This is a genomic window from Ignisphaera cupida (assembly GCF_030186535.1).
Taxonomy (GTDB): Archaea; Thermoproteota; Thermoprotei_A; order Sulfolobales; family Ignisphaeraceae; genus Ignisphaera; species Ignisphaera cupida.
Window position 1 is genome coordinate 236,725 of the sequence record NZ_JASNVW010000003.1, and the last position, 12,798, is coordinate 249,522.

The 12,798-nt window shown below is 35.9% G+C and carries 10 protein-coding genes; 7 read left to right on the plus strand and 3 right to left on the minus strand.

All coding sequences use genetic code 11. The features are described 5' to 3' along the window. Positions 1 to 55: 55 nt before the first annotated feature. The 3 genes from QPL79_RS06500 to QPL79_RS06510 all read left to right on the plus strand — a co-directional run bounded on the left by QPL79_RS06500 (position 56) and on the right by QPL79_RS06510 (position 3,822). A complete protein-coding gene (locus QPL79_RS06500; RefSeq protein ID WP_285273992.1) occupies positions 56 to 781 on the plus strand; it encodes a YqaA family protein in 726 nt (241 codons plus the stop codon). A gap of 82 nt (positions 782 to 863) precedes the next feature. Then, positions 864 to 2,357: a rhamnulokinase gene (locus QPL79_RS06505; RefSeq protein ID WP_285273993.1), complete on the plus strand. Its 1,494-nt coding sequence runs from the start codon at positions 864 to 866 to the stop codon at positions 2,355 to 2,357. A gap of 7 nt (positions 2,358 to 2,364) precedes the next feature. Beyond that, entirely contained in the window at positions 2,365 to 3,822 is a 1,458-nt protein-coding gene (locus tag QPL79_RS06510) for an FGGY family carbohydrate kinase (RefSeq protein WP_285273994.1), read from the plus strand. Positions 3,823 to 3,839: 17 nt separating this feature from the next. On the opposite strand, the gene QPL79_RS06515 is transcribed toward QPL79_RS06510, so the two are convergent. Next, entirely contained in the window at positions 3,840 to 4,601 is a 762-nt protein-coding gene (locus tag QPL79_RS06515) for a phosphoglycolate phosphatase (protein WP_285273995.1), read from the minus strand. 72 nt (positions 4,602 to 4,673) lie between these two features. After that, positions 4,674 to 6,008: a type III ribulose-bisphosphate carboxylase gene (rbcL, locus tag QPL79_RS06520; RefSeq protein WP_285273996.1), complete on the minus strand. Its 1,335-nt coding sequence runs from the start codon at positions 6,006 to 6,008 to the stop codon at positions 4,674 to 4,676. A 773-nt stretch (positions 6,009 to 6,781) separates the two neighbouring features. Between rbcL and QPL79_RS06525 the strand changes: the two genes are divergently transcribed. Continuing rightward, positions 6,782 to 7,492, plus strand: a complete 711-nt coding sequence (locus tag QPL79_RS06525; RefSeq protein WP_285273997.1) for an HAD family hydrolase — start codon at positions 6,782 to 6,784, stop codon at positions 7,490 to 7,492. Positions 7,493 to 7,620: 128 nt separating this feature from the next. Continuing rightward, positions 7,621 to 8,592: an aldo/keto reductase gene (locus QPL79_RS06530; protein ID WP_285273998.1), complete on the plus strand. Its 972-nt coding sequence runs from the start codon at positions 7,621 to 7,623 to the stop codon at positions 8,590 to 8,592. Between the two features lie 189 nt (positions 8,593 to 8,781). Here the strand turns inward: QPL79_RS06530 and QPL79_RS06535 are convergent, their stop codons facing one another. Next, positions 8,782 to 9,999, minus strand: coding sequence for a sugar ABC transporter substrate-binding protein (locus tag QPL79_RS06535; RefSeq protein ID WP_285273999.1), 1,218 nt, complete (start codon positions 9,997 to 9,999; stop codon positions 8,782 to 8,784). A gap of 122 nt (positions 10,000 to 10,121) precedes the next feature. On the opposite strand from QPL79_RS06535, the gene QPL79_RS06540 reads away from it, so the two are divergent. Next, the gene (locus QPL79_RS06540) at positions 10,122 to 11,663 is read left to right on the plus strand and encodes a sugar ABC transporter ATP-binding protein (protein WP_285274000.1); all 1,542 of its coding nucleotides are present in this window, start codon (positions 10,122 to 10,124) and stop codon (positions 11,661 to 11,663) included. 40 nt (positions 11,664 to 11,703) lie between these two features. Continuing rightward, positions 11,704 to 12,711, plus strand: coding sequence for an ABC transporter permease (locus QPL79_RS06545; RefSeq protein WP_285274001.1), 1,008 nt, complete (start codon positions 11,704 to 11,706; stop codon positions 12,709 to 12,711). The last annotated feature ends 87 nt before the right edge of the window (positions 12,712 to 12,798 follow it).

The following is a 12,798-nucleotide window of genomic DNA, read 5'->3' on the forward strand; positions in this document are numbered from 1 at the left end:
AAGAGGTGTTTTCGAAAAGCATTGTTTGCTAATATTAATTATCTTGGTGCATCTCATGAGAATCTTTAAACAGGTTATTCAAGTTATTAAGGTTCTGGAAGCGTTTTCAACACTTCTTATTCTTATTGTAGTAAGCATGGTGATATTTGTTTTTAGAAAAGCCTTTATTCGCTTCTTTCTCACTACAAACTTTCTATTAGCATCGTTTTTAATTTCCTTTGTAGCATCTGTATCTATAGTTCCAATACCATACACATATATATTGTTTCTAATAGCATCAGTATATAAAATGAGCTTGAGCTACATTGTTTTGCTTTCACTAGTAAGTGGATTGGGTTCTGCACTTGGAGAGGCAATTGCATGGGTTATTGGAAAAGCTAGTAGAGCAGCACTAAAGGATACAGGGTATTTCAATAGATTGGAAAGCCTTTTGAAACTAGTTGATATATGGGGATACAAAGCTGTTGCTTTATTGGTATTCATATTTGCATTTACACATTTACCTGATAAGGTTCTGTATATACCACTTGGCATGATGGGGTATAGCATATGGAAAGTTATGCCAGTAACCTTCATTGGAAAATTTCTAATGATAATATCGATTTTGCTTGTTGGAAATGTTTGGGGAGCTCTTGGAGAATTCTTCATAGGAAATGAGGCAACAATGTTTGTGCTCTCAACTATTTTATTGGTTGCTACAATGGCTGCTACATTATTTGTTAAATGGGATAATATACTTTTAAACTATTTACAAAGAAGAATTGTGAAAATTGAAAAATAGTTACAACTTCGTAATTCTTGCTTATAGTAACTTTATTAAAAAGTTTTATTTCTGAACCTTTTAATAACTATATGGTGAAATTATGAACAAAATAATTGTGCTGGCATTTGATTTAGGTGCTTCAAGCTGTAGAGCAATGATTGGTGTTGTAGATGAGAAGGAGAAGACAGTAAGTGTTGAGGAGCTTTATAGATGGCCTAATTTCATGATTAGAGTTGGTGATAGTCTTTACTGGGATGTTTTAAGAATATGGCATGAAATGAAGAATGCTATTAAAATGGCCTATAGAAAATTTGGTAAAGACCTTGTCTCCATAGGTGTTGATACATGGGGTATAGACTTTGCCTTGTTAGATGAAAGAGGAATGCTTATTGAAAATCCTCACACATATAGAGATCCTAGAACAGAGGGTATGATGGAAGAAGTTTTTAAGAGAGTTCCAAAAGAGAGAATCTATGAGAGAACAGGTATACAATTCATTAGAATCAATACACTCTATCAAATATTCTCAATGGTTTTTCACAACGATCCAAAGCTGAAAATAGCGAAAACATTTCTTATGATACCAGACCTCTTTAACTATTGGCTAACAGGAGAAAAGTTTGCAGAGTATACAGAGGCTACAACAACACAGTTTCTTGACCCAGGGGCAAAGAAGTGGACATTCGATATTTTAGAGGCTTTGGGTGTTCCAACACATATATTTCCAGAGGTTATAGAGCCTGGAACAAGAATTGGGAAAATCGATCCAAGGCTTGCTTCTGAACTTGATATTCCAAAGGATATAGATGTTGTTGCACCTGCAACCCATGACACAGCTTCTGCTATTGCTGCAGGTCCTATGGTTGCTGAAGATGTGGGCTATGTTAGCTCAGGTACATGGTCTCTTGTTGGTGTTGAGCTTCCCCATCCACTTATAAATAAAAAGGCTATGGAATACAACTACACTAATGAAGGTGGGGCATTTAACACAATAACATTTCTAAGAAATATTCAGGGAATGTGGATTGTTGAGGAAATTAGAAGGGTTTTGGCTGATAAGGGACAGCAGCTATCGTATGATGAAATATTGAAAATGGCTCAAGAAGCCAAACCATTTACGGCATTCATAGATCCAGATTATGAAGGTTTTATAGCTCCTGAGAATATGGTAGAAGCAATAAATGCTTATTTAGAGAAGACAGGACAGAGAAAGCCACAGAGTCTTGGAGAGCTTTTCAGAATTGTTTTTGAGAGTCTAGCATTTAAGTACAGACTTGTGTTTGAACAAGCAGAGGATTTGCTTGGTAGAAAGCTTAGAGGTATTAACATATTTGGTGGTGGATCTAGAAACTGGTTCCTAAATCAGTTAACAGCTGACTTTACAAACAAAACTGTTTATGCAGGACCTGAAGAGGCCACATCAATAGGCAATGTTTTGCTGCAGGTTGCTGGGCTAGGTATTATAAAGTCTTTGAAGGAGCTTAGAGAATACATTAAAAACTCTTACAAGATCAGAGTCTTTGAGCCTAGGTATAGCGGCGAGTATGAAGAAGCATACGAAAAGTTTCTTGGAGTTATTGGCTATAGAAGGTGATTAGAGTATGGCAAAGCAGTTTTTCATAGGAATAGATGTTGGTAGTAGTGGAGTTCGTGTAGAGGTGTATGATGTTGAAGGAAATCTTATATCTGCTGGAAAAGCCAGTATAACCAAGCAAGATGTTGTTGAATGGATTAAGGCCATAGAAAATGCAACACCTTCTGTTGTGAAAAACTGTGTTGATTGTGAAAAGCACGTTTCCATAGATAGTACCTCAGGCACATTTGTAGCTATAGATAAGTATGGTAATGTTTTGTATGGTCCAGTTATGTACTATGAGAAGAGAAGTGATGTATTTGAGGAAATAAAAAATGTTGATGCTGTTAATGAGCTTGCTAAACATGGTGTTAGTGTTGATGCATCATCACCATTTGTTAAAATACTCTACATAAAGAAACATTTTGGTAAACTCTATGAAGGTATCTATAAATTTGTTCCCGCAGCAACCTGGCTTCTATACAAACTTTGCTATGATGAGGGAGAGCAGTGGGAGGACATTAAAACAGATTATACAAATGCTTTAAAGTTTGGTTTAGACATTTTATCTACACCACCAAAGTGGTTTGAGCTTCTGTTCAATTCTATAGGCATTGAACTAGAAAAGCTACCAGACCTAGCATCATCTGGAGAATTTATATGCAAGGCAAAAAGTCGCATGGCGCAAAACATTGGATTATACAATGCATTTGTTTACCAGGGTATGACAGATGGTAATGCAGCTGCACTGGCTGGTGGAGCTCTTGGAAAAGGAGATGTGAATATATATACAGGCTCTACAACAGTACCAAAAATTTCTGTTGATAAAATTGTTATGCATCCAGCCATATACTACCACATACATCCACTAGATGGATACTTAGCAGGATCTGCAACAGGTTTTACCGGTGCCTACCTCTCATGGTTTGCAGAAAAAGTTTTTGGATTTTCTGTAGAAGAGGCATTTAGATATATAGAAGTTGTTGAGGCTGGAACAGAGTATGTATTCTTTCCATATGGTGATAGAGGTCCATTCTACGACCCAAAATTAGCACCTGCATTTATAAATGTTGCTATGTATGATCAGCCTAGGGATATTGTTGTGGGTAGAATATTGAGAAGCATCGTACTTGGAATAACAATGCTGGAGAACATGTATCTAAACCTATTTCAAAACTTGTTCAACGTTAGAATAAGCGAGGTAAACCTAACTGGTGGTGCTGCTAAATCAAAGCTTTGGAATAGGATAAGAGCTTCTGTATATGGCCGAAGAGTTATTGTTCATGGTGATTTAATTGGTGTTGGAACAATTATACCAGTGCTCTACAGAAGCAAAATATACACAAATATTGGTGAAATTAAGCAGAGGTTTCTAAAACCAGTTGAGTTTATAGATCCTGATAAGGAGCTGACAAAAATCTATGAAAAATTCAAAGAGAAATTTGAGGAAATGTGGATGAGATTACGAGAAGTTTACAAAATATAACTTTTTAACATTGTTTCTTAGACGTGTTGAGAGATATAGTTTAGCAGTGCCGATATAAAGTATTTTGTTGATGTTGATGCATTAAATGGTAAAACTATTTTCGCTTCTTTCTTAGCATCCTCATCTGCATCACCAACAACTATGCCAATACCTACAGCCTTAATCATATCAACATCTGTAACACTGTCTCCAATGGCTATTGATTTGTTTAAATCAATATTTGTTTTATCAGCAATTATCTTTATAGCACTGCTTTTGCTGCAATATCGCGGATATATGTGCAAGACGTAGCCTGTGTACAGTGCGTATATATGTGGATATTTCTCCATTATGCTGCTCTCCAACTTTCTTGCCATGGCTGGGTTAGATTTGATGTGTTCTGGTACATGAAATGCCCTATCACAAAGTCTATACAAATTGCTTGTTGATCTCTTTAGGGAAAAGCTTTTTTCAATATCTTCAACTAGTGAATCAAGACTTTCTCTACATAGTTTGATAAGCTCTCTACCCACTTGAATAACACACCCATTTTCAGCTACAAATATTGGTGTTAAGCCCAAGTATCTTTGAAGTGTTAACACAGTTGGATATGCATTTCCAGAGACAAGACAAACCGGAATTCCATAAGCCATGACCTTTCTCAAAAGCTCTATAAGCTCCAAGTCCAGCACATAAGAACCTCTTTCAATAGTTAAAACACCATCTATATCAATGAATATAGCTGATGGCCTTGACCCTTTTAGATAATCAGAAATAGTTTTGATGATGTCAATACTCAATAGTAACACACCTAAGGTGTTCATATTCTGGGTTCAGAAAAATATTTAATTTCAAGCAAAAAATTTTGTGTTTTATATAGGTCTTACTGTTCCCCACTTCTCCAAGGCTCTTCTAAGCTCTTTATGATCTCTTGCATAATCCTCTAGTGGAATTCCCTTAGCAATTGCTTCAAGAGCTTGCCTAACTGCAGCTGCTCCTGCTCTTGGTCCATCTGGATGCCCTATTGTTCCACCTCCTATCTGCATTACACAGTCTTTGCCAAGAACCTTAACAACCTCTGGCAAAGTACCTGGGTGGAGACCACCAGATGACACTGGTACAGCTGGTTTTATTGATCCAAATTCTTGTTGTAGATGATAGAAGTCGTTTTCATCTGGTTTAAACGGGTTTTCTCTTAGCACCTTAGCATTTCTTATAACATCTATTGTTTTTGCTTCTAGCTTTCCAACTTCTGGTGTTCCTATGTGTAGCTGGTCAACACCTATTATTCTAAAGAGTTTTGCTAATGTGAACATCGATATTCCATGGTATGGGTTTCTAGTCATAGCTGCATGCATTGCTCTATGAGCATGTATTGCAAGTTTGTATTCCTCAGCAAGATCCCTTATATAGGTTAGAGAAGACCACCCTGCTACAACAACATCTACCATTATATATGGATTTCCATAGTCTGCTACAAGCTTCAATCTCTTCTCCATTTCCCTAACATCTGCTGTTATATTTGCAAACCAAACTTTTCTTTCCCCAGTCTCCTTCTCAACCTTATCAATAATCTTCATTATTGACTTGGCCCTTGCCTCAAACCTGCAATAGCTTGGACTTGCAAGATTCTCATCGTCTTTTATATAATCCATTCCACCAGATAGAATCTCATATGCAAGTTTCTCAACCTCATCAGCAGTATAGCCAACCTTTGGCTTTGGAACCGTGCCAACAATTGGCCTATCATAAACCTTGAAAATATCTCTAACTCCATGCAAACCCTTTACAGGGCCCTTGAAATATTTAATGAAGTCAAGAGGCATGTAGATATCTTCAACTCTAAGCCACTTAGCTCTTCTCATACCAAATATGTTTCCAGCGACACTCGCCAAGAACCCTGGCATATTGCCTTCTTCAAACAACTCAGCAGGATAGGCTATTCTAATAAGCCAAGAACCATCGCCAAGATCTTTGAAGAAGTAAGCCCTGCCCTTGAGCCTCTCCAACCTGTTTTGATCATACCAAACATAGAGCGTAGTCCACGTACCAGTACTACTCTCAGCAGCCACACCACCAGCAACATCCTCTATGGAAAAGCCCTCAGCAGGTGTCACCCTAAATGTTACAACAACATCCTTTTTGAAATCAGGTGAATAGTTTTTGTCAACCCACATATGATATGGCTCAAAATCAGCCTTTGACATGTGCATTCCCTGACAACATCCTGTGTTTACATGTTTATAAGTTTAGCTGAAAATAAAATTATTACTGAGTATACTAAGCAAACTGTAGCAATGTTTTCAAGATAATGAAATGTTTAAAGCATATACTATTGAGAAACTGTTTTTATTTGGTATCGCAGCTACATACTGCACAAGAGTCGTTATAGCTTCATTTAAATTCGACGCTTCCTATTATTAAGAACGATTCTTACACATTATTCATGTTATCTAAGATTTGCTAATTTAAGGTTGTAAACCTTTCTATGTAGAGTTCTATAAAATCATGATTATTACCATGGAAATATGTTTTTATGTGACGCCAAGAGAGGTTGAGCTATTTGTAAATCAATAAGCAGCTTATTAGTAAGGTTTGTGTTATAAGTGTTTTATTTATTGTTAAGCGTTCTTCTTTTAATCACCTGTTTAGCGATGACCATGGACAAAAGAACTACAAAAGATGCTTATGGGAATATCTACAAATGTTTTCATAAATGATGATAAAAGCTTTCTGAACATACATGAAATTAACAAAACTGTTATAATACATCCAAACACTATATACAAGAGAGTTGTTAGGTATAGTATAGCAATGCCTTGCATTTCTCAAGTTTCATTCTTCTAAGTTTCTTTAATTTAGATTCACAAAGAAGCTATGTCATTTCTGAAATGCTTATCTATAGCAATTCTTATAGCATCACCTTATATTTGCACTTCTAATTTGCCTTTATATGAAGAACCAATTTTGGTGAAAAACAATGGTGTCTGTACATGCTTTGTCTTTTGATGTGTGGAACACTCTACTTGATATAAACAAAATATTTAATCTAATATCGATAAAAATTGCAGAGCTTTCTAATGGTCTTAGCAGCGCCATGGTTATGAGCACTATTCTAAATGTTTATGAGAAGTGTAAAACGAGAAGAAGGCTTGGTGAAGTAGATGGATTCAACATTGTTATAGAGTCTCAAAACATTCTTGCTGAGGAGCTGGGTCTTGAAATTAGCACAATTTTAAAAGCAATTGCTGAAGCATTTGAAGAGGCAAATCCCAGAGAAATTATTTTTAGTGATGCCATAACTACTTTAGAGCTTTTGCATAGACTGGGGTTTAGGCTTGGAATAATTGGCAATACCGTTTTTTGGAGCAGCATATACACAATCAACTTGCTTAAAAGGCTTGGCATATACAATCTCTTTGAGGTGACCATATTCTCTGACGAAACAAGAATTAACAAACCTGATAGAAGAATTTTTCTCATGTTTTCAAAGAACATTGGTTTAGAGCCAAGTAAAATTGCTCACGTGGGTGACAGTGTTATTGAGGATGTTGGAGGGGCATTATCAGCAGGTATGAAAGCAATACACATAGATAGGAGAAGAGGAAAAAACAAAGTTATCTTAAGAGACATTGGATTAGCGTTAATTGGTGAATTGACACAAGTTATAGATGCTTTGGAAGAACTTTAACATATTTACAAAAATGGCTGCATATTCAATTGCATTCTTTGCTAAATTTTGCAGCAGGATTTTTGCCTGTGTTCATATACGCAAAATTTAAATTATAACAATGTTCCGGCTAATCTAGGTGAATACTTGTGGAGTATGTGTCTCTTGGGAAAACAAAAGAGAAGATTTCAAGAATAGGTTTGGGGGCGTGGCAATTTAGTGAAGCATGGGGGGTAACAGAGTATGAAAAAGCTAAAAGCGTTGTTGGAAAAGCTGTTGAGCTTGGAATAAACTTTTTCGATACTGCCATGGCATACGGTCTTGGCTTAAGCGAAAATATTTTGGGTAAGGCTTTGAAGGAAATTGGTGTTAAAAGAGATGATGTTTTCGTTACAACAAAGATAATACCAGACTTTCTAACCCCAGATGACATATTCAAATCTGTTGAGCATTCGATAAAGGTTCTAGGGCTTGGATACATAGATGGTCTTCTTATTCACTGGCCACCTGTTTGGCACAACTATCCAACTAGGATGTATGCAAAGTATTTGGAGAAGCTTGTTTTTATGGGCAAGGTGAGGTATCTTGGTCTAAGCAACTACCCTGTTGAACTTGTTGAGAGCTTTAGATCCAATCTCTCGAAAGTCGATGTGGAGATTTTCCAGCATAGATATAATCTTGTTGAGAGATGGGCAGAAGAAGAGATAATACCATATGCAGAAAAACACGGTATAACACTTCAGGCTTGGAGCCCAATAGCAAAAGGTGCTCTAACAGGAAAATACACACCAGATAACCTACCAAAATTCACAGACGTTAGAGCAAGAGAACCAGTATTCCATCCACAAAACTTTGAAAAAGTGTGGACACTTGTTCAACTACTCAAGAAAATAGGTGAAAAATATGGCAAAACACCAACACAAGTGGCACTAAACTGGCTTGTTATGTCAAGTCCTGTTGTTGTTCCAATACCAGGTGCTAAAAGCCCTGAACAAGTAACAGAACTTGCAGGCTCTGTTGACTGGAGACTTAGCTTTGAAGACTGGATTGCTATTGATGAACTTAGCAAAGCCATTAGATTAAGCTATTCTGTGTATTATTTATCGTATAGCCCAACATGATTATGACCTTATTTCAACATATGAAATATGACAGCAAAAAGATTGAAAATCAAATTTTATTTTCATTATATTGTACAATATCTAGCAATGCCATAGCTTTACATTGTTTAGAAAATTCTTTAAACACATAAATTTTACTTTCAATTCAAAATATTTTAATAAAAATTAAAATATTTAAAAAGATTGTGTTTAACTACATGCTAAACCATAGTATCCTGGTGCATGAAGTTGTGGATTAGTTGGGGATAGTTGTGCTGATAGCTTTAGAAGCTCTATTGGAGATATCTTGAAATAGTCTAGGGAAAGTGAGTATGTTGCGTTGCATGGCACAACTTTATATGTTGGTGTATTAATCACAGCTTTTTCAGGTAATTTCATCTGTCCTGTTACTAGGTAGTAGCCTGCCCAAACACCCCAATACCCCATTGTGTATGGATGTTGCTGAATGCTTAATGCTACTTGCCCTTTAGCTATGAGATTAACCCAGTCAGTTACTTGAGCATCAAATCCTAGTACATATACATCAACACCTGGAGCTATCTTGTTGTCATTTAGTGCTTGGACAATAGCCATAGCTTGTAACAAGTTAGTGGCAAAATATGCTGTTACACCTTTGCCGTACTTTGGTACAATAGTGCTTGCCTTGGCATAGCACTCAGGCAGCAAATCAGGATCCACTTGCACCTCTTCTAGAACTTGAACATCTCCACGATCTATATATGGCTTTAAAGCGTCCATAAATCCTTCATATCTTAAATAAGATGTTGGAATTCCAGGTAAACCACGGAATATTATTATCTTCCATGGCTTTGGAATGCCCTTGGCTTCTAACCATTTCAAGAATGCTTCTGCCTCTATCCTTGCAGCCCATCTATTGTCTGTTCCAAGATAAAGATCTCTTGCAGTTTGATCAGGAAAGTCTCTATCAACAAGTATAACCTTTGTACCCGCTTGCCTAAGTTGCTTAACAACATCTTGTAAAGCATCAGATACTGGACCTACAACAGCCACATCAGGCTTTAAAGCAAGTGCTTGCTGAACCTGTGAAATCTGAGTATCTAATGATGTAGCATCAAATCGTCTATAATCAACATCAATTCCAAGTGCTTTTAAATCACTTACTGCGTCTTCAACACCCTTAGCTAGGATATCCCACCATGGATTTGCAGGAGCTGGATCAAAGAAGAATACAGTAATCTTCTTTTTAACTGGAACAGCTGCTTGTGTTTGTGTAATTGTTTGCAGTACGGTTTGCAATACTGTTTGTGTTAATGTTCTCTCTACTGTTACAGTTGTAACTTTCTCAATAGGAGGTCTACTTGCAAAATATCCAACCAATCCAGCTAAAATAACTATTATAACTATTGCTGCATACAGCCATGGTGTTGTTGTTTTAGGTGTAGACATTACACTTACCCTTATATATTCTTCTCAGTTTTAGTATTTAAGCTTTTTTGATTTGGTTCCTCTAATCAAAGGTTTAAAATTTATAAACACAGTTTAACTTTATTGCATCATTGGGCTAAACTATGAGCAGTTCACAAGCAATATTAGCAAAGAACATAACAAAGACATTCCCTGGTGTTATAGCATTAAATAATGTATCTTTTGATGTTAATTATGGTGAAATTCATGGTTTATTAGGGCAAAATGGTGCTGGCAAATCAACTCTTTTAAAAATATTGTATGGAGTTTATAAACCAGATAGGGGAGAGGTATATATTAACGGTATTAAAACCCACATAAAATCACCTAGAGATGCTCGTAAACATGGTATTGTTTTAGTACACCAAGAAATAACAGTAATGCCTCATCTTTCAGTACTTGAAAACATATCCTTGCTTGGATTCACATGGAACAATTTAGCAACAAAATTTGATTGGAAGGAATTCAAAAAATATGTTGAGAATTTACTTAGTAATCTTGGAATAGAACTAGATCTTAAGACAAAAGTACGTGATTTAAGTGCTGCTGAGAGAATGATTATTCAAGTAATTTCCGCACTAAGTATTAATGCAAAAGTTCTTTTACTTGATGAGCCTACAAGCCCTCTTTCTTTACATGAAATAGAGAAACTTTTCATGGTTTTAAATCAGTTAAAGAAACAAGGTATTGCAATGGTTTTTGTAACTCATAGAGTAAATGAAGCCATGGAGTTATGTGATAGAATAACTATTCTTAGAAATGGTGAGAAAATAGCCACTGTTAAGACAACTGATGTAAATACTCATGAACTTATAAAACTCATGTTAGGACGAGAACCAGAAGAGCTTTACAAATTTAGAACAGAGAAGGATACAAAGGTTCTTATTGAAAAATTTAGTAAAACTACACCGTTAATAGAATTGGTTAACATATATACCCAACCATCTTCTCCAAGTGAAATACCATTAAAAAATGTAAATTTAAGAGTTTATCAAGGGGAGGTGGTAGCAATATTTGGGTTTGTTGGTGCTGGAAAAACAGAATTGGGAAAAGCAATTGTTGGTGCAACAAAAATTCTTTCTGGAGAGGTTAAGTATATGGGGAGAAAGATAAAAATTAAGAGTCCTACTGAAGCTGTAAAGTATGGAATATTTTATCTACCTGAAGATAGAAGAACAGAAGGACTTATACCTCATTTCACAGTTGCTTCAAATATGACTATATCATCTCTATATTACTTCACCAAAGCCAAGATATGGCTAAATTTGGATAAGGAAGTCTTAATGAGTAGTGACATGATTAAAAAACTAAGTATTGTAACCCCTTCACCATATGCTAATATACAACAACTAAGTGGTGGTAATCAGCAAAAAGTTTTGGTTGCACGTGCTATGTTAAGTAATGCAAAGCTTGTAATATTTGATGAGCCAACAATTGGCATAGATATTGGGGCCAAAGCAGAAATAAGAAGACTTATATATAGATATTCAAGGGATCGGGGAGTATCATCAATCATTTTAACAAGTGATGTCGATGAGGCATTAGGTATTGCGGATAGAATATATGTTATGAGAGATGGTAGCATAGTTAAGGAATACATAAATGAAAATCTTGATAGAGATGATATACTCAAAATCTTGGCTTAAAAAGCCAGGAATAACCTAAACCAGTAGTGATGTGGTGCTTATGAAAAAAACCAAGAAGGCATTTACTGCAAACGCAAGTATTGTTAATAGCTTTTGGAAATGGTTCAAAGGTGTTTACTTTACCTATGAGCTTTCAAGAGCGGTTGTACCACTTATATTATTGATCATAGTATCAATAGCATTAGCACCTGGATATTTTCTAAAACCCATAAACATTAAGGTAATACTAATGCAGTTAACGCCACTTACTCTAATAGCAACAGGTGAAATGCTTATAATTCTAATGGGCAGTATTGATTTGAGTCCTGGCTCAGCATTAGCGGCTACAGCAATGCTTTCAGCATTAGTAATACGTCGCTATGGAAGTTTAGAACTGGCAATTCTAGTCGCAATAGCTCTTGGAACTATGATTGGAGCTATAAATGGATTATTAGTTTCAAAGTTCAAGATATATTCGTTTGTGGCAACACTAGCAGCTTTAGTTATTTGGAGATCATTTGTTATAGTAATATCGGGTGGCAAACTGATATATGGTCTTACAGCATATAATGTGTTTGTACAAGATTTTGGAACTTATATACCATTGGGGTTTGTGATAACACTTATGATTGTGATTGCTATATATTTTATGCTTACAAGAACAGTTCTTGGGCGTTATATTTATGGTATTGGTAGTAATGAAGATGCTGTTAGACTTGCAGGAATAAGAGCAGATCTAGCTAAGTTTTTAGCATTTACATTGGCAGGAACATTATATGGCATTGGAGGTGTTATGTTAATTGCTATGAGTGGCTTAGCTGTGGATCCCTGGACTGCTAGAGGATTTGAATTAAATGCTATAGCATCATGTGTTTTAGGAGGTGTTATGTTGACAGGTGGTAGTGGACATCCATTAAGTGGATTGCTTGGAGCTGCAATACTTACCATATTATCGAATATATTGGTTCTACTTGGAATTACTGAAATAGCAGTTCAACAAACTGTTGTAGGCATAGTGCTTATTGCTGCTGCAACAGCACTTACAAGAGGTTTGAAATACGCTAAGTAAAAGTAAAACATAGCTAAAAGTAATTATTGCGTTTTATTTTTTCATTAAAATTTTTATCTAAATAATGTTTTAGCAAATACTAGGTGA

What these genes read in the sequence shown, in the direction of transcription:
- QPL79_RS06500 (WP_285273992.1), top strand. Translation starts at nt 56, where the DNA reads ATGAGAATCTTTAAACAGGTTATTCAAGTTATTAAGGTTCTGGAAGCG.
- QPL79_RS06505 (WP_285273993.1), top strand. Translation starts at nt 864, where the DNA reads ATGAACAAAATAATTGTGCTGGCATTTGATTTAGGTGCTTCAAGCTGT.
- QPL79_RS06510 (WP_285273994.1), top strand. Translation starts at nt 2,365, where the DNA reads ATGGCAAAGCAGTTTTTCATAGGAATAGATGTTGGTAGTAGTGGAGTT.
- rbcL (WP_285273996.1), bottom strand. Translation starts at nt 6,008, where the DNA reads ATGTCAAAGGCTGATTTTGAGCCATATCATATGTGGGTTGACAAAAAC.
- QPL79_RS06525 (WP_285273997.1), top strand. Translation starts at nt 6,782, where the DNA reads ATGGTGTCTGTACATGCTTTGTCTTTTGATGTGTGGAACACTCTACTT.
- QPL79_RS06535 (WP_285273999.1), bottom strand. Translation starts at nt 9,999, where the DNA reads ATGTCTACACCTAAAACAACAACACCATGGCTGTATGCAGCAATAGTT.
- QPL79_RS06540 (WP_285274000.1), top strand. Translation starts at nt 10,122, where the DNA reads ATGAGCAGTTCACAAGCAATATTAGCAAAGAACATAACAAAGACATTC.
- QPL79_RS06545 (WP_285274001.1), top strand. Translation starts at nt 11,704, where the DNA reads ATGAAAAAAACCAAGAAGGCATTTACTGCAAACGCAAGTATTGTTAAT.